The organism is Alkalibacterium putridalgicola (genome assembly GCF_900109825.1).
GTDB lineage: Bacteria > Bacillota > Bacilli > Lactobacillales > Carnobacteriaceae_A > Alkalibacterium > Alkalibacterium putridalgicola.
In genome coordinates this window covers 1-25,321 of the sequence record NZ_FOBL01000003.1, presented here as the reverse complement: position 1 = coordinate 25,321, position 25,321 = coordinate 1, and the positions used below count along the sequence as shown (strand labels likewise).

The following is a 25,321-nucleotide window of genomic DNA, read 5'->3' as shown; positions in this document are numbered from 1 at the left end:
GAGAAGATAGGTGAAAGCTGAATCATCTCTTTCCTGTCTATTAATCTACACAGGAGGAGAAATCATGCCAATGACTACGACTACAACCGATGAAGCAGTGAAAGCTATTATAAAAGACAGAAACGAGGAATTCTTTGATTATCTGCGGTTTGCTTCCGTCTCTACTCAAAACCGCAACATTCTGCCGACTGTTGAGTATGTAAAACAGATGATCGAAAAAACAGGCGGGGAGACGCAAGTCTTAGATGACTGCGGTGGGAATCCCGTTGTTTACGGCTATTTCCCTGCAGGCAAGAAAGGGAATGCTGACAAGACAGTTCTTTTCTATAATCATTATGACGTTCAGCCGGAAGACCCCCTAGATGAATGGAAAAGTGAACCGTTTGAACCGACAGTCAGAGACGGGATCCTATATTGTCGAGGGGTTTCAGATAATAAAGCGAATTTTGTCGTCCGTTTATATGCGATCCAGGCACTGATGGATTCAGAGGCTGGGCTTCCATGCAATGTGAAATTCCTGGTCGAAGGGGAAGAGGAAAATGGAAGTCCCAATCTTGGTAAGTATATCAAAAAATATGCTGACTTGTTCACGAGTGACGGCTGTATCTGGGAATTCGGCGGAAAAGATGAGGAAGAAAACTTTGTGATCCAGACAGGTGTCAAAGGCATGGCCTACTTCGATCTGATCGTTGAAAGCGCCGTGGTCGATATCCATTCATCCCTTGGAGCTGTGATCGATAATGCTGCCTGGCGTCTGACGCATGCATTGGCCAGCCTTCGGGACAAAGACAATCATGTCCTGGTGGATGGCTTTTATGATAATATAGAACATCCGTCAGATTATGCCCGGGAAGTTGTTGCAGAAGGCAAGGTCAATAGTAAAGAAATGACCCGCATATATGGATTGAAGCATCCCTTCATTACAAAGGATCTGGACTGGTCCACGGAAGAAGCCCTGGCATTTTATCCTACCATGACGATCAGTGGTCTACTTTCAGGATATACAGAAGAAGGGACTAAAACTGTACTACCCAGAAAGGCGTCTGCAAAACTAGACTGCCGTCTTGTTCCGGGGCAGGATCCGAAAAATATCGAACGTGTTCTACGCAGACATCTGGATAAAGAAGGGTTTCAGGATGTCGAGCTTATTTTACTTAAAGGACTGAAGGCTTTCCGTTCTGATCTTGAAAGTCCCTTTGTGCAGACGGTCAAAACAGCGGCTGAAAAAGTTTACGGTGGCCCTTCTAAGGTCGTTCTATCACCGACAAATCCCGGATCTGGCCCGATGGCTTATTTCGGCGAATACTTGAACGTACCTGTAGCCAGCAGCGGCTGTGGATATGCCGAATCAAAAGCTCACGGGCCGAATGAATCGGTGCGGCTGAAAGACTTTGAAGAAGGCGTGCTTCACATGGTCCAGTTTCTGAAGGATTTCCAATACGCCTGAAAGCAGAGCATGTCTCTGCTTTTTTTCTGTTTCTATGGGTCGAATGTAAAGAAAAGATTAAGAGTGGGTTAATTTGTTACGGAAGTGTGAACAACAAGTAAATATATGATGGTTCTATGGAAAAGATAGTGAAAAAGATAACATTAAATGAAAGCGAATTAATCTGGTTGAAAAGGGTCGAAAAACGAATGTATTGACATGTTTTAAATGAGTTTATTCGCGATTAAACTATTATCAAAGATAGTTATTTCTGAAACGCTTTCGTTTTAACATGAAAAATGAATTTTTAAAGGGTAAGTGACATTAAAATATTCTCATAAATGAAAAAACCATTCAATTCTTCATCTATTACATTTATTATGGAAGCAGAGTGTCTGAGGTTGGCTAAGTAAGAACTGCTTTATTCAGGTAGTTGTCTCAGCATTTCAAAATCTTATGAAAATTAAAATGGAGGGTTACGTGTGGACGTACAACAAATGATATTCATGTTCGCTGGTGGATTAGGTATATTCCTGTTCGGTTTGAAATTTATGGGAGACGGCCTGCAAAAATCTGCTGGGGATAGTTTACGCAGCATCTTGAACCAGATGACATCAACTCCGATCCGTGCGATCATCGCTGGTATCGTGGTCACTGTCCTGATTCAAAGTAGTTCCGGGACGACCGTATTGGCCGTTGGACTTGTAAGTGCCGGCTTTATGAAACTTAAACAGGCTATTGGTGTCATCATGGGTGCTAATATAGGAACAACGATAACCGCTTTTATTATTGGTATCGATATCGGAGCTTATGCGTTGCCAATTATGGCTATCGGCGCATTTTTACTTTTCTTCTCAAAAAACATAACCGTCAACAGTATCGGGCAGATCATCTTCGGCTTTGGGGCACTGTTTTATGGCCTTGAATTAATGGGAGAAGGCATGTATCCCTTGCGAGATTTTCCGGCCTTCAGAGAGCTGATGATCGACATGGGCGACAATCCTATCTTAGGAGTAGGAGTTGGAACGATCTTCACATGGCTCGTGCAGAGTTCCAGTGGAAGTATCGGTATCTTACAAGAACTTTATTCTCAAGGACAGATCGCTATCGATGGTGCCTTGCCGGTCTTGTTCGGAAATAACATTGGGACAACGATTACAGCCGTCTTAGCAGCCATTGGGGCAAGTGTGGCAGCTAAACGTACAGCAGCGTCACATATCATCTTCAATCTGGTCGGGACTTTTGCGGTTCTCTTAGTCATTGGACCTTTTACGTCACTGATCGTAGCGATCACTCCTATCTTTAATCTGAATCCGCCTATGCAGATCGCTGTGGCTCACGGGTTATTCAATGTCACGAACGTTCTCATTCAGATGTGGTTCATTGATTATCTAGCGAAAATCGTAACGAAGATCGTTCCAGGAGACGATGCATTGATCGAATACGATGCTTCTCATCTTGATTTCTCGATCATCACAACTGTTCCATCTGTCGCTTTGAACCAGGCAAAACTTGAGATCCAGCAGATGGGTGATTTCGTTCTGGAAGAGTACAAAGAAATGTTCAAGTACTACAAAAATCAGGACGATACAAGCTTATCCAACACCTTGCAGCTGGAAGAAGTCGTCAACGATATCGATATGCGCCTGACTGAATACCTCATGCTCATCTCTGTCGAAGACTTGCCAGTAAAAAGTTCAACTGAACACTCACAGATGATGGATATAACGAAGTATCTTGAACGTATCGGTGACCACAGTGAAAACATCTTGAATAACATAAAAGAAGCGGCACGTGCCCAGAAAAAACTGGCTAAGAAAACGAACAAAGAACCTGAAAAAATCTTCTACGATGAAGACTTGATCGCATTATTCAATCTAGTTGAACAGAACATTGCTGATTCGATCACCTCCTTTACACAAGACAGCTATTCATTAGCCGGTAAAGTAATCAAGCGTGAAAAAGAAGTCAATCGTTTAGAAGAAGATATTCGTAAGAAATATATCGAACGTTTAAACAGAGGCACTGGTCTTCCGTCCGATGGGATTTTATTTGTTGATATCGTATCTAACCTTGAAAGAATGTCCGATCACTCAGTTAAAATCGCCAAACATTCATTAGGTATCCGTTATCCATTCCAGCAGGATTCAAAACGACCGCGTCATGCACGTAAAATAGAAGAAGTAACTGAAACGAAATAACAACAAAAAAGAGGAGCCGATAATAAGCGATCGGTTCCTCTTTTTGCTGTTTTATTCAGAAGGACTAGATGAATGTGTTGCTCAATGTTCCCAGTGATTCGATCGTGATGTCGATCTGGTCGCCTGCTTTCAGCCATACCTGCTGGTCTTTTGTCTGCTCTAAGATCACACCTCTTGGGGTGCCGGTGAAAATCAGATCCCCGGGCTTCAATGACATATATTGAGAAGCCTCGCTTACGATCTTGTTGACGGTAAATAACATATCGCTGGTGGAACTGTCCTGAACCAGATCCCCATTTCGTCTAGTCTCGATAGTTAAATCCTGGACTGCCGTGATTTCATCTTTAGTAACTAGCGCCGGTCCAACAGGTGCGAAGTGGTCCATCGTCTTGCCGATCAGCCATTGTGATGACTGGAACTGAAATGCCCGTTCAGAGAGATCATTGCCTACAGTGTAACCAAGAATGGCCTTCTCCGCATGCTTTTCACAGACATTGTCGATCTGTTCACCTATGACAATGACCAGTTCCGCTTCGTAGTCGACATGCTGTGCATTGGCCTGAAGCGGGATAGTCTGTTGATGTGCAGCCAGTGCATTTGAGAACTTATTGAAAAAGACTGGAGCGGTCGGGACTTCTCCACCCGTAGCCTTGATGTGTTCCACATAATTCATGCCGACACAGAGGATTTTCTCCGGATTCTTTATCAAAGGTAAATAAGTCACTTCAGAAGCAGGAATGAGATAATCATCGAATTTAACACCTGATTTCTCAGCTTCTACTAAAGTTTCTCGAAGGTTATTTAATCCAATAGCACTGTCCTCCAGCAGCTCTTCCATGGTACGCGGAACAGAAGTGCTCAGATGTCGGGACAGGCGAAGAATATCCAGAATATCATCTGCCATTTCAATTCCAAGTTGTTCTTCTGCCATTGCCTTTATTTTGTATCGAACAAGTCTCATAATATAGTCCCCTTTTTAATATTACTTCACTTAAAATTATAGATAGACGTGAAGACGATAACAAAAATAACGCTTGTGATTTTTCTGCTTTAAGTGATTGAGTCTTGCTCAACTGTCTGGTTTTTAGTACACTTATGAAACAGGAGAAACTGGAGGAATTCATATGGGAAAAAGAAATAAGCACATTGAAGTAGAAATCAACGAAACTAAAAATAATACAGAGTCGTTTACAGAATTCGAACTCGTTGTTAGAAAAAAAGTCATTGGTAAACTGCAGCAGGAAGGCGACGGTTTAGTGAATGTCGAATTTAAATCCGGCAAGAAGCGCACAGCCCGTTCAATAGATGAAGGTGTACAGATGCTCATCGAAGAACATAACCTGCATGACGAGTAGTTTATTTAAATAAATAGAATCCGACCGCTTATTCTTTGTTTTCCAAGGATAAGCGGTTTTTTTCTCAACAGTGCTTCTCGATAGGGATGGACCCCTCAATTATGCTATGATTAAATCAAGTAGATGTATAAGAGAGGATGTGTACATGTGGATAAAGTAGAACAAGTTGAAGATAAAATCCCACGCAAAGATAAACTCGTTCGGTTTATAAAAATCGCACAGTCAAACTGGCAAAGAGCGACCGTTAATCAGAGTGCCGCAGAGATGGCTTATTTTTTACTCTTGTCATTATTTCCATTATTGCTGGTTCTGGCTAATATCATTCCCCTGCTGCCGATAGATCCTGGTGAGGTACTGAATATGACATCAGATTTTGTCCCACAGGATATATACAATGTCATCGAGCCAATAATCAGAAACTATTTGGAAAGCGGCAGTGGTGGGGCGATCTCCTTCGGGTTATTAGCTGCATTATGGTCGGCCAGCCGTGTCATCAGCATTTTGAGGCGAGTTCTGGATGAAGTCTATGGCTCTGTTCCCACAAGCAATTTTATCATTGGTCGAATCGTTTCGCTGATCACAATGATCGGTATCGTGCTGGTTATTGGTGCAGTTATTTTTGCTTTTGTGTTTGGTGAACAGATCCTGATGTTTATTAAAGAAACGATCGGGATGACCATCCCGTTCATCCAGCAGTTTCTGCTGCTCCGATGGGTCATATTAGTCGTTATTCTCTTCCTGGTTTTTCTGATCGTCTATAGGGTCGTGCCAAATCACCACTTGAACATGAAGTATTCATACCAAGGTGCGATTTTTGCGACAATAGGCTGGGTCCTGCTGACACAAGGATTTTCAGTTTACTTAAGCTTTGCCGGTGGAGATGCCGTGGCTAATGCCACATTCGGTGCCTTCATTGCCCTGATGATCTTTCTGTATCTGTCCAGCCTGATCCTGCTTTTAGGAGCACTGATCAATGCCATGATTTTTGAATGGCAAAACTATATGTCCGTTCCCGAATATGAAGCCAAGAAACGGAATGAAAAACGACTTCAAGATTCGGACTGGACAGGTTACCCAAGTGAAGCAGAGACTACCCTGCTGAAACGCAAACTGTATAAGGTCGGTAAGCTTAAAGAAGGCGAAGTCAAAGAATTTGAGAAGAAAAATCCTTATATCAATGATAATGAGGAATAATAGATTTTAGAGCGAGGGCAGAGATGTCTCGCTCTTTTATTTTTACTCATAAATAAGCTATAATAAGAAAGATAAAGAAATGGACTACAGGGAGGAATAGCAGTGGACTTTTATTGTCATCCACGATGCAGTACATGCAAAAAGGCCCAGAAGTGGCTGGAAAAATGGGAGATTCCCTATACATTCATAAATTTACTGGAAACATCCCCATCCAAAGAAACTTGGATAAAGCTTTTATCGGAATCGGGCCGTCCAGTGAAATCTTTTTTTAATACGAGCGGCAATGTTTACCGTGAAAATAATTTAAAAGAGAAAGTTCCGGAGATGAGTATCGAAGAAGCCGCTGAATGGCTGTCTTCCAACGGGATGGTCGTTAAGCGTCCATTAGCACTGAATGAGGATAAACTCACCGTCGGATTCAAAGAAGAAACCTATGCTGACGTATGGGCAAAATAAAGGAGAAATGAAAATGACAGTCAAATATCATCAGAACGGGATCTGGATCGAAAAAACAAATGACACGGATTACCGTATCGGTTTATCAGAAAAAGGGCAGGACGATGTCGGAGAAGTCATGTTTGCAGAAGTGTCTGAAAACAATGGCAACTTGAACAAAGGCGATGCTATCATCAATGTGGAAGGCGCCAAAGCAGTGACTGAGTTGACATTGCCTTTTGCAGCTAAAGTCATTGAAAAACACTCGGAACTGGAAGATGAGCCGGATCTTCTGAACAAAGAAGACAGAGACAAGAACTGGATTCTTGCTGTTACAGATATAGCTCCCGGAGTCTGGGAAACACTGGATACTGAACTGGTTTTCGATAAAGAAGACGATACAGAAGAACGTTAGCAGAAAGAATAAGAGGAAAAGAGCAGAGACATCTGCTCTTTTTACTTCTCACGGTCATATAGGTATTGCCCACGCTCGTCTGCTCTTTCAGCAGGGTGAATAAGCGAGTCATTCCGCGCGCTCCAATGGGATAATAAATTGGGTGATGCCAATACGCTCATGATTAGGTTTACTGCGGCCCTGGAGTGACTGAGTAAGTCGAATGCGGCGGGCATTGGCATCACTCCAGAATAGATTTTCTTGAATAGTGCTAATGAACCACGAAATACCCTTACTCAAATCAACGCGGTCGATGACTGATGCCAATGAGCTCAATATTAGCCGTGCTGCAGACTAAAAATGATGGAGTACGCCGAATGAGACCCTCATTGGCATTGCCCAAGAAAAACAAGCGGTGGGTAACCCTATTCAAGGCCTAATTGCTACAGCTCAAATCATTTTCACAGCCAGTAAGACCTTTTAACCTCTTATTGGTACTAGTCGATATGACTGCATAGGCACAGTCGCCTATGCAGCACCCTTGAGAGATGATCTGCTTAAAGCAGAAAAGCTGAACCTGAGATAATTTGCTTCTGAAACGAAATGTAAACCTTTACACGATAACTGTTATCTCTCAATAACCTGTAGTATAATGAGCATGAGTACATATAAGGTGCACGCGTGGCTGCTCTTGATATCAACGAGGAAGCTATACTGGAAACAGCCCGTTTGGCTCCTGACCATAGAGAACAAATTTCTACACATATTGTTGATGTTACTGATAGACCGGCAATTGAAAATCTAGTCAGTGAAGTCAAACAGATCCATGGCAGTGTGGATGGTATCATCAATAATGCAGGTGTGATCCAGCCGTTTATCGATGTCAATGATTTGGGATACGACAAAATCGAGCAGGTCATGAACATCAACTTCTACGGGACACTTTACATGGTTAAAAGTTTTCTGCCTGAATTGCTGAAGCGTCCAGAAGGTCATATCTTGAATGTCTCCAGTATGGGGGGCTTTCTTCCTGTTCCAGGCCAGTCGATATACGGGGCCTCAAAAGCAGCTGTCAAGTTGATGACAGAAGGTCTCCATTCTGAACTGCTGGATACGAATGTCGGAGTGACAGTGGCCTTTCCGGGTGCGATCAAAACGAATATCATGGAAAACTCTCAAGTGGTACGCGAATCAAAAGCCGGGGATTCAGGAAAAGAGTATAAGTTGACAAGCGCCTCGGATGCGGCGACGATCATTATCGATGCCATCGATGCCATCGAAGCCAACCAGTATCGCGTTATGGTCGGCAGCGATGCGAAAATGATGGACCGCCTGTCCCGGCTCATGCCAAAAAAAGCGGCCGCGATCATCGCTGAAAAACTTAAAAATTAAGACGGCACATTAATTGATTGATTAAAAAAAGAGCCCCGATATATCCCCGTATGGATATATCGAGGCTTTGGTTATCATAAAAAATGATGTTATTTTACCTCATATCCGTTACACTAATAGAAGAAAAAGACTGGAATCGAGGATATGTGATGAAACATAAAGAAGCGCTGATAAAAATTTTAAAGACACTTGGGAAGATTCTGGCGGTCTATTTAGTTTATGTGGTCGTTACAGCAATCATTTGGCCAGTACTGATGCCCGCACCTGAACATGTAGACGTTGAACCTGCCTTTGTAGAGACGTCTGAAGAAGTAGCCCTGCTGGAATATGGTATTGAGGCCTTTGGTGCCCGCCTGGATCTGATCGATTCAGCTGAGGAAACGATCGATGTGGCTTACTATTACGCCAAAAAAGGAAAAAGTGTGGATCTCTTCCATGCTTACATGTTAGCTGCAGCAGATAGAGGAGTGAAGGTCAGGTATCTGCTGGATGGTATTTCTCATGGGGTCAGAGGTGATGAAAGAGACGTCATTTATGCCTTCAATGACCACCCGAACATCGAATTCAAACTGCATGAACCGATCCCTTCAGTCCTGCTTGCTCCCTGGCGTATCAATAACCGGATGCATGATAAACTGCTCCTCGTTGATAATAAGTATTCTGTCAACGGCGGACGCAATATCAGTGACTTGTACTATGAACGTACGAGTCAGGATGTCGCATATTCCCATGATCGGGATATTTTTCTAATGAAGACCCAGACAGAGGAGACGGGGATCATTGATCAGTTGAGTGCCTATTATGGTGACTTGTTCGATAGTGAGTATGCGGTCGATCTTGATGCCCGGTCATTCTTTGACTGGAGCGGGGAAAAAGCACGCCTTAAAACAGCTGAACTAAAGCAGGTTTATGCGGATCACCGAAAAGAAGTTAGTGAGCGGGGCGCTTCGACCTCTCTGGAAACCTGGACAAGCCGTACGATGCCCATTGAGAGTGGGTATCATGTTCAAAATGAGCTCACCCGTGGTTTCAAGCAGCCATATGTCTGGAGTCATCTGCTGGAACTGTCCAGTCGGGCAGACAGTCATCTTTTTATACAAAGTCCCTGGGTGATCCCCAACAGCCGAATGCGGGAAGAGTTCAGAGAAACAGATTTTAAAACGTCAGAAGGATTGATGCTGACGAACGGCATGTCGACGAACAATAATCCGATCGGTCAGCTTGGAACTGAAAATAGAAAATCCTTATTTATCGATTCATTTTTAGATTACTATGAGTACCAGCCGACAGAATCTTCACTGCACACAAAAACCTGGGTATTCGACAAGGAGGTCAGTGCGATAGGGTCTTATAACTTTGATGCAAGAAGTACCTACTTGAGCACTGAATCGATGGTTATTTTGAAAAGTGAAGCCTTAGCTGAACAACTTCTAACTGAAGCAGAAGAGAGTTTCATTGAAAAAAGCAGGCAGATACATGCTGATGGGTCTTCATCTAATGGAGAAGAAACGAATGGTGAAACGGCTAGTTTGGCACAACGCCTCCCGACTCCTTTGCTTCGACCCCTGGCCTGGCTGCTTGAAGATTTGATTTAACTGACGAGGTGAAACCGAAAAGTAACGGATGCTTTTAAAATAGATCCAGTTGCTTTTTATAGAAACTTCCATTCTCCAATTAGTAATTGTTATAAACGGGGATAGATGTCGGAACATCACTCTGGTCAACAGTAAGGATGACGGCAACGGTAACTTGAATAACATTCTCAATTACACTAAAATAACAAAAGAAAATAAAAAATCTCTTAGAAAAGGAAGAGTCATAATGGCAGTTTTAGAAATCAAGAACCTACATGTATCCATTGAAGACAAAGAAATCTTAAAAGGCGTGAACCTGAAGATGCAGACGGGCGAAATCCACGCGATCATGGGACCAAACGGAACAGGTAAATCGACCCTTTCAGCAGCAATCATGGGTCACCCAAGCTATGAAGTCACTGAAGGTGAAGTTCTTTTAGACGGCGAAAATATCCTGGAAATGGAAGTAGACGAACGTGCACGTGCCGGCTTGTTTTTAGCAGTCCAATACCCAAGTGAAATCGCCGGTATCTCAAATGCCGAATTCATGCGTGCGGCCATCAACTCACGCCGTGACGCAGACAATAAAATGGGCGTTATGGAATTCCTTAAGAAACTGGACGAAAAAATGGCCCTTCTAGATATGCCTGAAGAAATGGCTGAACGTTACTTGAACGAAGGCTTCTCTGGCGGAGAGAAAAAACGTAACGAGATCTTACAATTAATGATGATCGAACCGACTTTTGCGATCCTGGATGAAATCGACTCCGGACTGGATATCGATGCCTTGCAGGTCGTATCAAAAGGTGTCAATGAAATGCGCGGCGAAGGCTTCGGATCACTGATCATCACCCACTATCAGCGTCTCTTGAACTACATCACACCAGACGTCGTGCACATCATGATGGATGGACGCGTCGTGAAAACAGCCGGGGCAGAACTGGCTCAACAGCTTGAAGCAGAAGGATATAAAGGTCTAATGGAAGAATTAGGACTAGACATCGAACTTGACGAAGAATAAGTGTAGAGGAGGCATAACATGGAAACAAAAGTAAGTGAATATGCAGCGCATAAAGATGCTTTGACCGCCTTCTCGCACGGGTTACAGGAACCGGAGTGGATGCTGGAGATGCGTCTGGATGCCTTAGATAAAATCGACGAACTGGAACCGCCTGTTATCGAGCGTCTGCGTTACAACCGCTGGCCGCTTTGGCAAGTACCAAATCTGACTGGCGCACCATCAGCAAAAGATATCGATCCATTTGAATTCATTGAAGACAAAGCGGATGCGAATCGTGTGATTCAAACAGGCAACGACACGGTGATCGAAACACTGCCGGAATCTTTGAAAGAAAAAGGCGTCATCTTTACGGATCTTCATACTGCTTTGAGAGAACATCCTGAGCTGGTGAAAGAAGCGTACATGACGACAGCAGTGAAACCTGACAGACACAAAATCGCTGCTTTCCATGCCGCATTCATGAACTCGGGACTCTTCTTATACGTACCTAAAAACCTGGAGATCGACGAGCCGTTTGAAGCCGTCTTTATCCAGAACAGTCTGGTGGAGGATGCATTCGTTAAGCACGTTTTAGTGTATGCGGACAGCAATTCAAGGTTTAACTACGTTGAAAAGTTCCTGACTAAAGGCGACAAGAAAAATGCTGCGAACATTATCGTCGAAGTGATCACCAAACCAGGCGCACAAGTGAAATACAGTGCGGTAGACCAGCTGGGTGAGAACTCAACGGTTTACTTTACCCGTAAAGGCTACACGTACCGTGATTCGCATATCGACTGGGCGCTTGGCGTCATGAACGGCGGAAACGTTGTGGCGGACTTTGATACAGACTTAGTTGGCGAAGGGTCAACGACTGACCTGAAAGCTGTTGGGATCAGCAGCGGACGTCAAGTTCAGGTCATCGACTCTAAAGTAGAAAACTACGGCAACCATACGGAAGGCAATATCTTCCAGCACGGCGTTATTTTGGATCGTGCAACACTGACCTTTAACGGTATCGGTCATATCCTGAAAGGGGCCAAAGGGGCAGATGCCCAGCAGGAATCACGTGTCCTGATGCTTTCTGACAAAGCGCGCGGCGATGCCAACCCGATCCTGTTGATCGATGAAAACGAAGTAACGGCCGGACACGCAGCCAGTGTGGGACGTGTCGATCCGGAAGAAATGTACTACCTTATGAGTCGCGGGATCGAAAAAGAAGAAGCAGAACGCTTAGTTATTCGTGGATTCTTAGGAAAAGTTATCCAAGCTATTCCACTGAAAGGCGTTCGCGATGAACTAGTCGAAACGATCGAAAGGAAGCTGACTTCTAGATGACCATCCAAAGCGAAAAGTGGAGAGCGGATTTTCCGATTCTCCATCAAGTCGTCAACGATGAACCCTTAGTCTATTTGGACAATGCGGCAACGTCACAGAAACCGACCGCTGTTTTAGATGCATTGGAAGCATACTACCGCACGTCGAATGCGAATGTTCACCGCGGTGTGCATACACTGGCTGAACGCGCAACGACTCAGTATGAAAATGCTCGTGAAACAGTCAGACATTTTATTAATGCGAAGGAAACGGCAGAGGTTCTATTTACACGCGGCACAACGACCGGACTGAACTGGCTATCTCAAAGCCTTGGTGAAGCCGTTATTGAACCGGGTGATGAGATCGTGATCTCTTATATGGAACATCACTCCAATATCATCCCCTGGCAGCAGCTGGCCAAGCGCAAGCAGGCGAGGCTGAAGTACATCGAACTGACTGAAGACGGTCAGCTCGATATGGATGATGCCCGTAAACAGATAACCGATAAAACAAAAATCGTGTCGCTGACGCATGTCTCAAATGTTTTGGGTGTGGTGAATCCGATCAAGGAACTCGCAGCACTCGTTCATGACAAGGGCGGCGTGATGGTGGTTGACGGTGCTCAAGCCGCGCCCCACATGCCTGTTGACGTCCAAGCTTTGGATGCAGACTTTTACGCGTTCAGCGGTCATAAGATGCTCGCTCCGACAGGGATCGGCGTCTTGTACGGCAAGCGTGAATGGCTCGAGCGAATCGAACCCGTTGAATTTGGCGGAGAAATGATCGACTTTGTGGGACTAGAAGACAGTACATGGAAAGAACTCCCGTGGAAATTTGAGGCAGGCACGCCGAACATGGCCGGTGCCATTGGTCTGGCGAAAGCCATCGACTACTTGGAAAGCATTGGCATGCGTGAGATAATGGACCATGAACAAGAAATCGTCAACTATGTGATGCCGAAACTGGAACAAATCGAAGGACTGACCATCTTTGGACCGAAAGATCCCAAAGACCACACCGGTGTGATCGCCTTTAATATCGATGGTGTTCACCCTCATGACGTAGCGACCGCTATGGACATGGAAGGGGTCGCTGTCAGAGCCGGTCACCACTGTGCGCAGCCTTTGATGAACTACCTGTCCCAGCCGGCAACGGCACGCGCAAGCTTTTATTTATATAACACACATGCTGATGCAGATAAGTTCGTCGAAGCACTCATAGCCACAAAGGAGTTTTTCTCATATGGCCCTAACTAAACTAGATCAATTATACCGAGCAGTCATTCTTGACCACTCACAGCACCCGCGCAGACGTGGCGAGCTGGATAAAGCAACCACGCAGATCGAACTCAAAAACCCGACCTGTGGGGATGTGATCCAGGTTCAACTTGAATTAGAAAACAACATAATCAAAGATGTCCGTTTCGACGGCAGCGGCTGCACGATATCCATGGCCAGTGCCAGCATGATGACAGATGCCATTTTAGGCAAGTCACTGGATGAAGCATTGATGTTATCCAAGGAATTTTCAGGATTGGTTCAAGGGGAAGACCCTGAACACGAAGACGATTTAGGCGACGCGATGATGCTTTCAGGCGTAGCAAAGTTTCCCGCACGCATCAAGTGTGCCACTTTGTCCTGGAAAGCTCTGGAAAAAGCCCTGGCTGATAAAGACCAGACCGGTGTCGACGGACAACTGAAACACGACGACTAAAAGTAAAAGAACTTCTGGAACAAGTAAGTTTCAGAAGCAACCGATGACTAGCAGTTAAAGCCATAACTCACGGACTTTACCTGCTTTTCTAATTGCATGAAAGGGGAAAAAACATGGCTCGAGTACCAGAGAAAAATGAATACCAATATGGCTTTCATGATGATGTAGAATCCGTTTATGACACGGGTAAAGGCTTGAACGAAGACATCATTCGTGACATATCTGCTCGAAAAGAAGAACCGGAGTGGATGCTTGACTACCGTTTGAAATCTTACGAACACTACAAATCCCGTCCGATGCCGGAGTGGGGCGCAGATTTGTCAGACGTCGATTTTGACAACTATACGTACTACCGTAAAGCCAGCGACAAACCAGCACGCAGCTGGGACGATGTGCCGGAGAAAATAAAGGAAACCTTTGACCGCTTAGGTGTTCCTGAAGCCGAGCGTCAATTCCTGGCCGGTTCAGGTGCGCAGTATGAATCTGAAGTGGTCTACCACAACATGAAAGAAGAATTCGAGAAACTGGGGATCGTCTTTACTGATACAGATACCGCTTTGAAAGAGTATCCGGAGATCTTCAAAGAGCACTTCGGCACAGTGGTACCGCCGACAGACAACAAACTGGCTGCACTGAATTCTTCTGTCTGGTCTGGTGGAACATTTATCTATGTCCCTAAAGGCGTAAAATGTGACGTGCCGCTGCAGATGTACTTCCGTATCAACAACGAAATGATGGGACAGTTTGAACGTACCCTGATCGTTGTCGACGAAGGCGCAAGTGTACACTACGTTGAAGGCTGTACCGCACCGACGTTCTCCTCAAGCTCGCTACATGCCGCAGTCGTTGAGATCATCGTTAAAAAAGATGCGTACTGCCGTTACACGACCATCCAGAACTGGTCCGACAACGTATATAACTTGGTTACAAAACGTGCGCATGCCGCAGAAGGCGCAACAGTTGAATGGATCGACGGGAACCTGGGGGCTAAAACGACCATGAAATACCCAAGTATCCACTTGAACGGACGCGGCGCACGCGGAACAACGATGTCTATCGCGATGGCCGGTGAAGGACAAGTCCAGGATACTGGAGCTAAAATGATTCACAACGCACCGAACACATCCAGTTCGATCGTGTCTAAATCGATCGCCAAAGATGGCGGAGCCGTGAACTACCGTGGGCAAGTCACCTTCGGCCGAGATTCAGCCGGATCGATTTCTCATATCGAATGTGACACCATCATCATGGATGACCTGTCGAAATCCGACACCATTCCATTCAATGAGATCCACAACTCGAACGTGTCACTCGAACACGAAGCGAAAGTATCAAAAATTTCAGAAGAACAACTTTACTATCTCATGAGTAGAGGACTCGACGAAGAAACCGCGACAGAAATGATCGTCATGGGCTTCGTTGAACCGTTTACCAAAGAACTCCCAATGGAATACGCCGTTGAACTCAACCGTCTCATCAGTTATGAGATGGAAGGATCAGTGGGATAATAAAAAACCGGAAGCCTCGCAGCGATGCGAGGCTTTTTCTTATAAGGAAGAGCTTTAATATGGAAAAAAGACTGGACAGTCTTTTTTGAGACTACTTTATATCGATTTGTTTGTAGAACTAGTCACTAAAACAATATTGAGACTAGTTCATATCGATTTGCTCGTAGAACTAGTCACTAAAGCGATATTGAGACTAGTTCATTCAAAAAATCTGAAAGAAGTGGTTTCAAAATGCTTATTGTAGACTAGTTAAAGTTCCTATGATACAGGAACTGGTCATAAGGATGGTAGAGGGCTAATTAACCTTTAGATTATTATTAATACGTCCCTTTTTTATTATGTACCATATACTTAGACCGGAAGTAACAACATTGTAATTACAAAAGATTGTTGTTATAATATATGTGAAAACCAATGAGAGGATGAACTGAATTGAAAACGAGAAAACAAGGTAATGCAATTGTTTTGACAGTTCCGACTAAATTTAACATTGAAGAAGATCAGGAATACGTGGCTATCAAAGGTGAAATGGGAAGCATTACGTATGTTCCGAAAGTGAAGAACATATTTAAAGAAGCACTAGAAAACAATGAAGACTTAAGATTCGAAGATGAGTTTGCAGAAGATACTCAGTTAATGGGAAGAGAAGAAGTCTGAAATGGTATATGCCATTAATGGTTATACGCCAAAACAAGGAGACATTGTATGGATCAACTTCAATCCTAGTGCGGGGAGAGAAATCAGAAAGAAAAGACCGGCCATAGTCATGAGTTCAAACGCCTATAATGCTTCTACTGGATTTATCCAGGTCTGCCCAATCACTTCTACAGAAAAAGTAAAAAGAGGATTTGTAAAACTGTCAGAGGAGCATAAGGTTAGAGGAAGTATCAATGCTATGCAGATAAAAGGATTTGACTTTTTATCTAAAGAAAGAGCCGTAACATATATAGAAAAAGCGAGGGCAGCGGAATTGGGGATGACAGCTCAGATTGTAAGTAACATTTTCTCATTTGATGACTTAATGGGTGAATAATCACTAATTTCTTTAACTTAATTTTGCAAGATGACCATAGAATCCCCAATGGAATACGCCGTTGAACTCAACCGCATCATCAGTTATGAGATGGAAGGATCAGTCGGTTAATAAAAAAAAGGAAGCCTCGCAGCGATGCGAGGCTTTTTCCTATAATAAAGGGCTTTGATAAGGAAAAAAGACTGGTCAGTCTTTTTAGTGACAAGTTCATACCGAGTAGGCGTGCGAACTGGTCTCAAAAATGGTATTGAGACTACTTTATATCGATTTGTTTGTAGAACTAGTCACTAAAACAATATTGAGACTAGTTCATTCAGAAAAGCTACAGTAAGTGGTTCCAAAATGCTTATGAAGCACTAGCAAATAAAGAAGACTTACGATTCGAAAATGAGTTTGAAATAGATACTCAGTTAATGGGAAGAGAAGAAGTCTGAATTGGGACATGATATTAATGGTTACCCGGTGACTAACGAGACTACGTTATGGATTTGTGTGGCTGTTTGGTGTACAATAGACACACAGATCGAAAGGAGGGCTATATATGTCCCAAACTGAAGAGAAATCGAGAGTGTCTTTCCGGACAGATGCAAAATTGAAGGAAGAGGCGACAAAAGTATTATCAGATATGCAACTGGATTTGACCACTGCCTTTAATTTGTTTCTTGATCAAGTCGTTAAACAAAACAAGCTCCCTTTCGAGATTACGAATGAAACGGCTGAAGAAAAAGAAATAAAGGAAATTAGAGCTAGAGTATTAGAGGGTTTAGCTGATGTTGAATCAAATAGAGGAGTAGACGCAGAATCGTATTTGAAGCAATTGAATAAGAAAAAGGAAACACTAGAAAATGAATAACTATAGAGTTTTCCTCACTCAACGTGCTTTGAAAGACTTAGAAAATATATCGGCTTACATTTCTGATGAATTAAGTAGTCCCGTTGCTGCTGTCAATTTAGAAATCAAGTTGACAGAGGCAGCTCCGTCTCTGAAAGAAAATCCTTATCGGGCACCGAAATTTTCTGAAGAATATAATTTAATTCCAGAGAAAGACATTCGCAAGCTTATAGTCGATAATTACTTGATTCTCTATTACGTGGAAGAGAGTCAGAAAGTAGTTCAAGTAGTAACGATTTATAATCGACTAATAAAGGTATTTAAATAACAAGATTGTGACTTACAAGAAGAGAACTAAGCGTCATGGGATCCGTTAAAGCTTTCACTAAAGAATGCAAAGTGGAATATGCTGTTGTGTCTCATCAGTGACAAGAGGCATGGATCAGTAGGTTAATAAGATATATAAAAGCCAGAAACAGTGTAAAATCTGTTTCTGGCTTTATTGCGTCGAGATAACGAGTATGAACTTCTTATTAGTTTAAGATCAATCCTCACTGCCTTCAATAACTTCGACAAAGTCCCAGGTTTTCCCGTCGTCATCAGACTTGTAAAGATAATAGGTGTCATGCATGTATTCTGAAGTGGGGTTTGGATAAAGCCGAACGAACAGCGAACCGTTCTCTTCATAAGGGAGTTGAGGTATTGGCGAAGAAATACCTTCTTCACTATCATTTAAAGAAACATCCGCGTCCGGAAAGGCGACTGCAGATACCACTTCTCCAGCATCGTCTGTACGGAAAAGAATTGCTTCAGACTGGCTTCTCATAGACAAGATGAAAAAACCTAAGGCTTCATCAAAAAAGACTATGCCTGAGCTTTCGCCAGATCGTCCGTCAAATGGATCAGGATTCACAGTTTCCCAAGTCATCCCTCCGTCAGCGGTCCGGTCTAATCCGTACCAACGGCTTCCAGTAGCCGCATCAGTGACCGTCAGGCGGTATCCCAGTTCCTCAGTCAGGAAATATACCTCCTGTTGACGGTCGTCCAATTGATAGCCCAGAGATACCTCACGTTCAGTTTCACGTGCCTGACTCTCTGCTGGACCACTCAATGAGCGATCAATAAAGCGCATTGGTGTCGTGTCGTTTGTTCTTCCCGGCACGAATAAGGAAACGGTATAGCCAATGATCTCATCGTTGGCTGTCTCAAGTGCTACAGGACCATTGTCTTCCACATAGTAAATGCCCTCTGTATTGTACCCCCATGTTCTATAACCCGCATAATAAATACCAAAAATTTCTTCTTCAGGCCATTCTCTTATCAGCTCGCTAATAGGTAACTGGTCTACCGTGTCAACAAGGGGAGAAAGGAGCCAATCCTCGTCCGTGTCATAAGTGTCTTGTGGTTTATTTCTCAGTACGGTGAGCTGATTGGTGTTGGAAGTAGACGTAATAAGAAAACTTTCGAATAGTCCTTCCTCGTTTTCCCCTACTACTGGCATATAAAGGGATTCAATGTCTCCATTTCGGTTGAATTCCAATTCGACGGTTGAATAAGCATAAAGTTTTTCCGGCAAATCGATTTCGGCATCGATTTCAGCTAAGAGACCCTCTAGACCTTGACTGATAATATCTGTTTCTTCAAGATCTATCGTCGTCTCTGTTTGCCATTCACGAATTTTTCGGTGAAGTGGCGTTCCCCACCATTGTGAGATCTGATACGTCTGAAAGCCTGTATAGACAGTCATTCCGATAAGTGAAACAACTGCAAACCAGAACCAGTAAGCACTCATTTTTCTGAAAGTATCTGACTGGTCAAGGGCACGCTTTCTGATTCTCTTTCTGAAGAACAAACACAAAAGGAACCAGACAAGTAAGCTTCCGGCAATGACAATAAGAACGGGTACCCGTCTAGCTGTGCCGCCATATTCAAAAAAGTTCAGAAGGATAGAGCAGAAGATGATATAAAGAATCACAACAATCGGATTGAGCACGAGCGCTTTTACACTAAAATTGTTTTTCAATGATTTTTCCTTTCGTCTAGAGTGGATATAAAATGATAAAATAAAAAAGACTCTAAAAGATTCTATTGAGCATTTTATTTGATAAAAAAATCAATCCTGGTTATTTTTCCAGTCACGGACTGTTTTTACATAAGCATTGAAAAGACCTTGTGCTGCCTCACTGTTGTGGATCATCAGTTCTGGGTGCCACTGGACACCAACCGTAATATGCTGATCGTCCTTGCTTTCAAAAGCCTCGATCAATCCATCATTTGACCAGGCAACAGGACGAAGATTCGTCGCCAGCTGTTTGATTGCTTGATGGTGGTAGGAATTGACAAGCGCTTTGGCTCCGTATAACTGTCCCAGCCATGAATCGTTTTCGATCGTGATCGAATGAGCTGCCGTTTCTGGAGTAGACTCTTGTACGTGTTGTAAGTTTAAGTCAGGAATAAGAGAGACATCCTGATATAGGGTCCCGCCAAAAGCGACATTGAAAATTTGCAGGCCGCGACAGATAGCGAGGACTGGTTTGTTTTGAGTCCAGGCTTCTTTAATGACGGCTATTTCAAACTGGTCACGTATAAGACTAGTATCCTGTAATTTAATATGAGGTTCTTCACCGTAAGTTAAAGGTGAGACGTCTTGTCCACCCGCTAAAAGGACGGCATCGACACTTTTAACATAGTGTTTGGCATCCTCTTCTTTGGAAATAGGAAAAACGACAGGCAGTGCACCAGCCGTCTGAAGACCTTCGATAAATCCGTGAGGCGTATAGGTGATCGGTAGACTAGTATACCGAGGACTAAAGTTCGTCAAAATATTTCCGGGTATTCCTATTACTGGTTTCATGTGAAGTCATCCTTTCAAACGCTTGGACATTGGGATCTTTAACCTCTATCGTATCATAGTTTCAGTCATTTAAAAAAACGTTTTTGAATTTTACGTTTGAAGTTATACTTGAATGGAGAATCGTGCTCAATTATCATCATACATCAGATCAATGATTCCTTAGCTTCGAATAAATGGTATACTTAAAACCGATTATCTACATCCAGATGAAAAAGATGATTTTTTAGGAGGACCTATGTTTTATTTATTTCTATCCATTTTATGCAGTGCATCGATCGCGCTTATTTTTAAATACACAGAAAATACAGATACAAATCGTTATGTGATTACAAGTGCCAATTACTTCATCGCCTTTGTCACCAGTTTGATCATGATCGTATATAGGAGACTATTGGACGGCGTAGTCCGTGAGATGCCTTTTATAGATGATGTCGCATTGTTTATGGAAAACGATCAGCACATCTTGTCCCCGTATTCCAGTATCATCTGGGGGATCCTGATCGGCGCAGTGGCCGGCATATTCTTTTTCCTCTCGTTCGTCTACTATCAGAAAAGTGTCAGAGACAGTGGGGTAGGGATATCCGGGACGGTCGCAAAGTTAGGGATACTTATACCAATGATTTTCTCAATACTTATCTGGAGGGAATTTCCGACGTCTGTTCAGTGGGTAGGGATCCTACTATCCTTAGTATCGATCATTGTGATCAACCTGTCTAAAAAGTCGATCAAGACATTCGATTTCAAACCGACCGTGCTGCTTCTGTTTATCTTTGGAGGCATGGCAGAATTTTCCAACAAGATCTATCAGAAGTATGCCTTGAATGACTATAAAGACGTTTTCTTGTTCACGATATTCTTTGTCGCCTTTTTGATCAGTGTCTCATACACTGTGAATAAAAAGGCGAAGGTCAAGCTGAGTGATATCCTGACGGGTTTTGCAGTGGGGATTCCGAATCTATTCTCATCATACTTTCTGATCCTGTCACTCGATACACTGAAGACTTCAGTGGCTTTCCCCATATACAGTGCCGGAAGCATCGTCCTGATCAATATAGGCGGCCTGCTCATTTACAGAGAAAGACTGGCTCCTAAGAACCAGCTGGCCATTGCTATGACGATCATTGCACTCATTTTGATCAATATTTAAAGCTGATAAGAAAAGTAGAACGAACCTGCCTTGGCTCCTGCGAAAAATAGGGAATGTGCCCTGAATGAGCAGCTTGCGCGCAATGGGTACATTCCTCTTTTTTCGCACGGAGACAGGTTCGTTCTGCTAGACAATATTATCGAAAGCAGAAAAGCTTATACTTTTCTACACTATAAAAACCTCGAAATGTCATTTTGGACACTTCGAGGTTTTTAGTGATTTAATTCGGCTTCTATTTGATAGCTTTGTATTCTAATTCCAGTGCACGTTTCACAGCAGGTCGTTCACTGATGCGGTCAGCCCATTTTTTTAAGTTCGTATATTCGTTGGCTTTTAAGAATTCAGCGGCATCGCCGTACAATGAACCTTGAACCAGACGACCGTACCAAGGCCAGATCGCCATGTCCGCGATCGTATATTCGTCACCGTTGATGTAGTCCTTGTCAGCTAAGTGTCTATCCAGAAGATCCAGCTGGCGCTTCGTTTCCATTGTGAACCGGTTGATCGGATACTCCTGTGCAAAGGGTGCATAAGAGTAGAAGTGGCCGAACCCGCCGCCGACGTAAGGCGCAGCACCGATCTGCCAGAACAGCCAGTTCATCATTTCCGTTTTCTCAGCTAGAGAAGTCGGGATGAACTGGTCGAACTTTTCTGCCAAGTATAACAGGATGTTGGCTGATTCAAAGACACGGATCGGTTCATCGGTTGAATGATCCATCATGGCAGGTATTTTAGAGTTAGGGTTGATGCTGACAAAGTCACTCCCGAACTGATCACCTTTTGTAATATCGATTTTATACAAGTCGTATCGAGCTTCCATGACCCCGGCTTCACTCAGCTCTTCCAGCATGATGGCGACTTTCTGTCCGTTCGGTGTGCCTAATGAATAGACCTGCAGTGGATGTTCGCCGACCGGAAGTGTCTGTTCAAAACGACTGCCTGCGACTGGCTGGTTACCAAATTGATTCTTTTCATCTTTGTTCCATTCCCATATTTTAGGTATTTCGTAATCTGACATAGTATCCGCTCCTCATATGATATATATTAAGTATACTGATTAACTATTTTTATAACAAGAAAACTGCCAGCTGGATGCAAGTTTTGAAGTAGAAAGATACCTCATTTACTCTGAAACACGCGCATACTTTTCTCTAAGTAGCCCCATTGATAAACTAGTGTGATAGGTTCCTTTGATGAAATACTGCTGGTTTTTCTTGCCTTCAACTTCAAACCCAACTTTTTCATAAATATGAACAGCTTTTTCGTTGAAATCCACCACATCAAGTGTGATCTTATTCAGGTTCAGCTGATAGAAACCGTAATCGACAACGCTTCTAACAACTTCTTCAGCGTAACCCTTTCCCTGACTGTTCTGATCCAGCATGATCGCAAAAACAGCTGTCCGGTGACGCGGATTGATATGAAAGAGACTGGTGTATCCGATTTTTTCGTCACCGACATAAGCAATAAACTGTCTTGTCGACTCATCTTTTTGCCGTTCATCAAAAGAAGAAGTGAATTTTTCTTTATTGGTGTAAGGTTCGCTGAACCAGTAATCCATAATTTCCGGATTTTTCATTAGCGTAAGCAGGTAGTCGATATCTTCTTTTTCTGTAGGTTTTAAATAAACGTTTTGAACCATAATAATCTCCTCTAAATCTTTTTTTAAAACTGAACATAAGTGTATTAATAGTATCCGACCTTCTTGTTTATTTCAAGTCACTTGATTTCATCATTATCTAAAAAGATATAGCAGTAAACCAGATTAATGAAACAATGAGTGTGAACTAGAGAGACAGATGTGCTAAACTGACGGTGAACAGCTATAAAAAATAAATTTAGTTTCTTAAAAATATTTGGAGATGAAAACAATGAAAAATTACAAAGGCTATGCACTGTTGTCAGTTTTTTCGGCTACTGTGGCTTTGGCCATCACGTTTATGCTGAAAGCTGCGGTAGGTGTCGGGGCTTTTGATGCCGCTACCCAGTCTTTATCGTTACTGTCTGGCATTAAGATCGGGACCATTGCAATGATATTGAACCTTTCTTTTGTGCTCGGGCAGTTGGTCGTTCTGAAAAGAGATTTCGGTTTTGCCCGGTTTCTCCAGATCCCTTTAAGCATCCTGATCGGGATCCTAGTCAATTTTTTCTATTATGATCTGTTTGGCTTTGTTCAGATCAGTAACTATATAGTGGCTATGCTGGTCTATATCCTGGCATTGGTGCTGGCAAGTTTTTCTGTCAGTATGGTCATGACGCTGGACCTCGTGACTTTTCCAATCGAAAGTTTCTGCCTGGTCTTGACGAAAAAAGTGCCGTTAAAGTTCGCAGTAATCAGGCAAATCGCTGATATCCTGTTTATCGCTGTTTCTTTATCCTTGACCTTTATGTTTGATTTAACTCCAGCAGTTCGCGAAGGGACGGTCATCGGCATGCTGATTTTCAGTCCCATGATGGGGTTTTTCATCAGCAAAGTACATCCCGTCTTATCGAAGAACGGGATCATTGAAGAAGTTGGCACGTAGTCAGTAGTAGGTTAATGTATGTAAAGATTTTGGATCCATTTTAAAATAACTAAGGAGGAATACTATGTCTTTATTTTCATCTAACGTTTTCACGGGTAAGCATGCGCTGGTCACCGGAGCGACCGGCGGGATCGGTTACGAAACGGCGAAAGTACTGGCCGCTATGGGTGCGGATATAACGATCACCGGGAGAAAAGAAGAGGTATTAAATCAGCTTAAAGAAGAGATTCAGAGCGAGCAGCCGTATGCGAAAGTCGAGCTGGTCGTTGCTGACTTGGCCGAAGCAGATGACAGAGATAAACTGGTGCAGACGGCACAGGAAAAACTGGGACCGATCACCTTATTAGTAAATTCAGCCGGTATTTCGGGAGGCAGTGTAGTAGAAGAGCTGACTCAGGACGTGCTGGAGCGCATCATGCATCTCAACTACACGGTCCCCATCCTTTTATCTCAGCAAATTTACAAAACGATGAAAGAACATAACGAAGGGGCCATCGTAAACGTCTCCTCTCTGTCTGGACTTAGAGGGACCTATGCCGGAACTGCTTATGTCGGATCGAAGTTCGCGCTCAACGGCTTTACCCAGTCCTTTGCATTAGAAGCTATTGAACACAATGTCCGAGTGAATGCAGTCTGTCCAGGATATGTCGACACCGAGATGGGAAGATCAGGTATCCGTTCAAAAGGTGAACGTGAAAACCATAGCTTTGAAGAACAGTTTGATATCGAAAGCAAGAACTTGCCTTCTGGACGTATATCTACGCCAAAAGAAGTGGCGAATACGATCGCCTTCTTACTGTCAGACGCTGCAGAAAACATCGTTGGAGAAGCTGTCAAGATTTCAGGCGGCTCTGTTATGCGCTAATGAATCACTTTGCAAAAGCACGTGTTCGTCTTTAATGCCAAAGATGAGCACGTGTTTTTTCCATGTTAAAGTGACTAACCCTCTCTAATTTTAAGGAAAAGGTTAGAGGCCTGTTGAAATAATATCTCCATGTCGTATAATCAAGAGACACGGCTAAATTTAAAGCCTGAATCATCTGATTATAATGGAAACACTAAATAAATAAGTGGAGATGAATGGAATGAGAATATATAAAAGTCTGGCGCTGATTGATGTTAGTATGAAATCCTGGACACGTTTTGATAGAATATAAACTATCGAAAAGGAGTGTCTATCGATGTCAAACCGAAGAACCTATGATGTCGACTATAAGAAAACGCTAGTCAGTTTGTACGAAAATGGTCATTCAGTAAAGAATTTAAGTGAGGAACATGGCATAGCAGAACAAACCATTTATCGGTGGATCAAAAAATATTCCACGGATGAAAAAACCGGGTATTCTGAAGCAGATATCGAAAAAATCAAAGCAGAGAATGCCCGTCTTAAGACAGACAATGATATCCTAAAAAAGGTCTTA

26 protein-coding genes are annotated in these 25,321 nt (G+C 43.1%); 21 read left to right on the top strand and 5 right to left on the bottom strand.

What is annotated here, in order from left to right:
• Positions 1 to 70 precede the first annotated feature (70 nt).
• Both BMX84_RS01650 and BMX84_RS01645 read left to right on the top strand, forming a co-directional pair.
• Positions 71 to 1,447: a M20/M25/M40 family metallo-hydrolase gene (locus BMX84_RS01650; protein ID WP_091486735.1), complete on the top strand. Its 1,377-nt coding sequence runs from the start codon at positions 71 to 73 to the stop codon at positions 1,445 to 1,447.
• Between the two features lie 461 nt (positions 1,448 to 1,908).
• Positions 1,909 to 3,627, top strand: coding sequence for a Na/Pi cotransporter family protein (locus BMX84_RS01645; RefSeq protein ID WP_246119104.1), 1,719 nt, complete (start codon positions 1,909 to 1,911; stop codon positions 3,625 to 3,627).
• A 64-nt stretch (positions 3,628 to 3,691) separates the two neighbouring features.
• Here BMX84_RS01645 and BMX84_RS01640 read toward each other — a convergent pair whose 3' ends face one another.
• Positions 3,692 to 4,588 (bottom strand): fumarylacetoacetate hydrolase family protein, encoded by an 897-nt coding sequence (locus tag BMX84_RS01640; RefSeq protein ID WP_091486508.1) that lies wholly within the window; start codon positions 4,586 to 4,588, stop codon positions 3,692 to 3,694.
• A gap of 163 nt (positions 4,589 to 4,751) precedes the next feature.
• On the opposite strand from BMX84_RS01640, the gene BMX84_RS01635 reads away from it, so the two are divergent.
• The 15 genes from BMX84_RS01635 to BMX84_RS01565 all read left to right on the top strand — a co-directional run bounded on the left by BMX84_RS01635 (position 4,752) and on the right by BMX84_RS01565 (position 17,702).
• Entirely contained in the window at positions 4,752 to 4,982 is a 231-nt protein-coding gene (locus BMX84_RS01635; protein WP_091486505.1) for a DUF2969 family protein, read from the top strand.
• Positions 4,983 to 5,129: 147 nt separating this feature from the next.
• Positions 5,130 to 6,176, top strand: coding sequence for a YihY/virulence factor BrkB family protein (locus BMX84_RS01630; protein WP_246119103.1), 1,047 nt, complete (start codon positions 5,130 to 5,132; stop codon positions 6,174 to 6,176).
• Positions 6,177 to 6,278: 102 nt separating this feature from the next.
• Positions 6,279 to 6,632 carry an arsenate reductase family protein gene (locus BMX84_RS01625; protein ID WP_218142318.1) on the top strand — a complete coding sequence of 118 codons (354 nt, stop codon included), beginning with the start codon at positions 6,279 to 6,281 and terminating at the stop codon, positions 6,630 to 6,632.
• Between the two features lie 13 nt (positions 6,633 to 6,645).
• On the top strand, positions 6,646 to 7,026 hold the full coding sequence (locus BMX84_RS01620) for a glycine cleavage system H family protein (RefSeq protein ID WP_177165426.1): 381 nt from the start codon (positions 6,646 to 6,648) through the stop codon (positions 7,024 to 7,026).
• Positions 7,027 to 7,686: 660 nt separating this feature from the next.
• Positions 7,687 to 8,397: an SDR family NAD(P)-dependent oxidoreductase gene (locus tag BMX84_RS01615; protein WP_091486480.1), complete on the top strand. Its 711-nt coding sequence runs from the start codon at positions 7,687 to 7,689 to the stop codon at positions 8,395 to 8,397.
• Between the two features lie 149 nt (positions 8,398 to 8,546).
• Entirely contained in the window at positions 8,547 to 9,992 is a 1,446-nt protein-coding gene (locus BMX84_RS01610; protein ID WP_177165425.1) for a phospholipase D family protein, read from the top strand.
• Between the two features lie 226 nt (positions 9,993 to 10,218).
• Entirely contained in the window at positions 10,219 to 10,992 is a 774-nt protein-coding gene (sufC, locus tag BMX84_RS01605) for a Fe-S cluster assembly ATPase SufC (RefSeq protein ID WP_091486475.1), read from the top strand.
• Between the two features lie 18 nt (positions 10,993 to 11,010).
• Positions 11,011 to 12,309: a Fe-S cluster assembly protein SufD gene (gene sufD, locus BMX84_RS01600; RefSeq protein ID WP_091486472.1), complete on the top strand. Its 1,299-nt coding sequence runs from the start codon at positions 11,011 to 11,013 to the stop codon at positions 12,307 to 12,309.
• Positions 12,306 to 13,544, top strand: a complete 1,239-nt coding sequence (locus BMX84_RS01595; RefSeq protein WP_091486468.1) for a cysteine desulfurase — start codon at positions 12,306 to 12,308, stop codon at positions 13,542 to 13,544. Before sufD ends, BMX84_RS01595 begins: the two co-directional genes overlap by 4 nt.
• On the top strand, positions 13,531 to 14,001 hold the full coding sequence (gene sufU / locus BMX84_RS01590; protein WP_091486466.1) for a Fe-S cluster assembly sulfur transfer protein SufU: 471 nt from the start codon (positions 13,531 to 13,533) through the stop codon (positions 13,999 to 14,001). The genes BMX84_RS01595 and sufU overlap by 14 nt, the downstream gene beginning before the upstream one ends.
• A gap of 113 nt (positions 14,002 to 14,114) precedes the next feature.
• Complete coding sequence (sufB, locus tag BMX84_RS01585; RefSeq protein WP_091486463.1) at positions 14,115 to 15,509, top strand: Fe-S cluster assembly protein SufB; 1,395 nt, start codon at positions 14,115 to 14,117, stop codon at positions 15,507 to 15,509.
• A 432-nt stretch (positions 15,510 to 15,941) separates the two neighbouring features.
• Positions 15,942 to 16,166: a type II toxin-antitoxin system PemI/MazE family antitoxin gene (gene mazE / locus BMX84_RS01580; RefSeq protein WP_091486460.1), complete on the top strand. Its 225-nt coding sequence runs from the start codon at positions 15,942 to 15,944 to the stop codon at positions 16,164 to 16,166.
• Position 16,167: 1 nt separating this feature from the next.
• Entirely contained in the window at positions 16,168 to 16,542 is a 375-nt protein-coding gene (locus tag BMX84_RS01575; RefSeq protein ID WP_177165424.1) for a type II toxin-antitoxin system PemK/MazF family toxin, read from the top strand.
• 541 nt (positions 16,543 to 17,083) lie between these two features.
• Positions 17,084 to 17,395 (top strand): type II toxin-antitoxin system RelB/DinJ family antitoxin, encoded by a 312-nt coding sequence (locus tag BMX84_RS01570; RefSeq protein ID WP_091486457.1) that lies wholly within the window; start codon positions 17,084 to 17,086, stop codon positions 17,393 to 17,395.
• A complete protein-coding gene (locus BMX84_RS01565) occupies positions 17,388 to 17,702 on the top strand; it encodes a type II toxin-antitoxin system RelE/ParE family toxin (protein ID WP_091486455.1) in 315 nt (104 codons plus the stop codon). Before BMX84_RS01570 ends, BMX84_RS01565 begins: the two co-directional genes overlap by 8 nt.
• Positions 17,703 to 17,918: 216 nt before the next feature.
• On the opposite strand, the gene BMX84_RS01560 is transcribed toward BMX84_RS01565, so the two are convergent.
• Together BMX84_RS01560 and BMX84_RS01555 are read right to left on the bottom strand one after the other, a co-directional pair.
• A complete protein-coding gene (locus BMX84_RS01560) occupies positions 17,919 to 19,397 on the bottom strand; it encodes a beta propeller repeat protein (RefSeq protein WP_091486452.1) in 1,479 nt (492 codons plus the stop codon).
• A 90-nt stretch (positions 19,398 to 19,487) separates the two neighbouring features.
• Positions 19,488 to 20,228, bottom strand: a complete 741-nt coding sequence (locus tag BMX84_RS01555; RefSeq protein ID WP_091486450.1) for a gamma-glutamyl-gamma-aminobutyrate hydrolase family protein — start codon at positions 20,226 to 20,228, stop codon at positions 19,488 to 19,490.
• Between the two features lie 235 nt (positions 20,229 to 20,463).
• Here BMX84_RS01555 and BMX84_RS01550 point away from each other — a divergent pair, with 235 nt between their 5' ends.
• Positions 20,464 to 21,375, top strand: coding sequence for an EamA family transporter (locus BMX84_RS01550; RefSeq protein WP_091486447.1), 912 nt, complete (start codon positions 20,464 to 20,466; stop codon positions 21,373 to 21,375).
• A gap of 232 nt (positions 21,376 to 21,607) precedes the next feature.
• On the opposite strand, the gene yghU is transcribed toward BMX84_RS01550, so the two are convergent.
• Both yghU and BMX84_RS01540 read right to left on the bottom strand, forming a co-directional pair.
• Complete coding sequence (gene yghU / locus BMX84_RS01545) at positions 21,608 to 22,393, bottom strand: glutathione-dependent disulfide-bond oxidoreductase (RefSeq protein ID WP_091486445.1); 786 nt, start codon at positions 22,391 to 22,393, stop codon at positions 21,608 to 21,610.
• Between the two features lie 105 nt (positions 22,394 to 22,498).
• Complete coding sequence (locus BMX84_RS01540; RefSeq protein ID WP_091486442.1) at positions 22,499 to 23,017, bottom strand: GNAT family N-acetyltransferase; 519 nt, start codon at positions 23,015 to 23,017, stop codon at positions 22,499 to 22,501.
• Between the two features lie 229 nt (positions 23,018 to 23,246).
• On the opposite strand from BMX84_RS01540, the gene BMX84_RS01535 reads away from it, so the two are divergent.
• From BMX84_RS01535 to BMX84_RS01525, 3 genes are all read left to right on the top strand, one after another.
• Positions 23,247 to 23,900: a YczE/YyaS/YitT family protein gene (locus BMX84_RS01535; RefSeq protein ID WP_091486439.1), complete on the top strand. Its 654-nt coding sequence runs from the start codon at positions 23,247 to 23,249 to the stop codon at positions 23,898 to 23,900.
• Positions 23,901 to 23,964: 64 nt separating this feature from the next.
• A complete protein-coding gene (locus tag BMX84_RS01530) occupies positions 23,965 to 24,765 on the top strand; it encodes an SDR family NAD(P)-dependent oxidoreductase (RefSeq protein ID WP_091486437.1) in 801 nt (266 codons plus the stop codon).
• Between the two features lie 316 nt (positions 24,766 to 25,081).
• The coding region (locus BMX84_RS01525; RefSeq protein WP_143058654.1) for a transposase at positions 25,082 to 25,321 on the top strand (240 nt) is incomplete at its 3' end.

What these genes read in the sequence shown, in the direction of transcription:
- BMX84_RS01650 (WP_091486735.1), top strand. Translation starts at nt 71, where the DNA reads ATGACTACGACTACAACCGATGAAGCAGTGAAAGCTATTATAAAAGAC.
- BMX84_RS01550 (WP_091486447.1), top strand. Translation starts at nt 20,464, where the DNA reads ATGTTTTATTTATTTCTATCCATTTTATGCAGTGCATCGATCGCGCTT.
- BMX84_RS01565 (WP_091486455.1), top strand. Translation starts at nt 17,388, where the DNA reads ATGAATAACTATAGAGTTTTCCTCACTCAACGTGCTTTGAAAGACTTA.
- BMX84_RS01535 (WP_091486439.1), top strand. Translation starts at nt 23,247, where the DNA reads ATGAAAAATTACAAAGGCTATGCACTGTTGTCAGTTTTTTCGGCTACT.
- sufD (WP_091486472.1), top strand. Translation starts at nt 11,011, where the DNA reads ATGGAAACAAAAGTAAGTGAATATGCAGCGCATAAAGATGCTTTGACC.
- BMX84_RS01540 (WP_091486442.1), bottom strand. Translation starts at nt 23,017, where the DNA reads ATGGTTCAAAACGTTTATTTAAAACCTACAGAAAAAGAAGATATCGAC.
- BMX84_RS01640 (WP_091486508.1), bottom strand. Translation starts at nt 4,588, where the DNA reads ATGAGACTTGTTCGATACAAAATAAAGGCAATGGCAGAAGAACAACTT.
- BMX84_RS01570 (WP_091486457.1), top strand. Translation starts at nt 17,084, where the DNA reads ATGTCCCAAACTGAAGAGAAATCGAGAGTGTCTTTCCGGACAGATGCA.
- yghU (WP_091486445.1), bottom strand. Translation starts at nt 22,393, where the DNA reads ATGTCAGATTACGAAATACCTAAAATATGGGAATGGAACAAAGATGAA.
- sufC (WP_091486475.1), top strand. Translation starts at nt 10,219, where the DNA reads ATGGCAGTTTTAGAAATCAAGAACCTACATGTATCCATTGAAGACAAA.
- BMX84_RS01555 (WP_091486450.1), bottom strand. Translation starts at nt 20,228, where the DNA reads ATGAAACCAGTAATAGGAATACCCGGAAATATTTTGACGAACTTTAGT.
- BMX84_RS01575 (WP_177165424.1), top strand. Translation starts at nt 16,168, where the DNA reads ATGGTATATGCCATTAATGGTTATACGCCAAAACAAGGAGACATTGTA.
- BMX84_RS01610 (WP_177165425.1), top strand. Translation starts at nt 8,547, where the DNA reads ATGAAACATAAAGAAGCGCTGATAAAAATTTTAAAGACACTTGGGAAG.
- BMX84_RS01530 (WP_091486437.1), top strand. Translation starts at nt 23,965, where the DNA reads ATGTCTTTATTTTCATCTAACGTTTTCACGGGTAAGCATGCGCTGGTC.
- BMX84_RS01620 (WP_177165426.1), top strand. Translation starts at nt 6,646, where the DNA reads ATGACAGTCAAATATCATCAGAACGGGATCTGGATCGAAAAAACAAAT.
- sufB (WP_091486463.1), top strand. Translation starts at nt 14,115, where the DNA reads ATGGCTCGAGTACCAGAGAAAAATGAATACCAATATGGCTTTCATGAT.
- BMX84_RS01635 (WP_091486505.1), top strand. Translation starts at nt 4,752, where the DNA reads ATGGGAAAAAGAAATAAGCACATTGAAGTAGAAATCAACGAAACTAAA.
- sufU (WP_091486466.1), top strand. Translation starts at nt 13,531, where the DNA reads ATGGCCCTAACTAAACTAGATCAATTATACCGAGCAGTCATTCTTGAC.
- BMX84_RS01595 (WP_091486468.1), top strand. Translation starts at nt 12,306, where the DNA reads ATGACCATCCAAAGCGAAAAGTGGAGAGCGGATTTTCCGATTCTCCAT.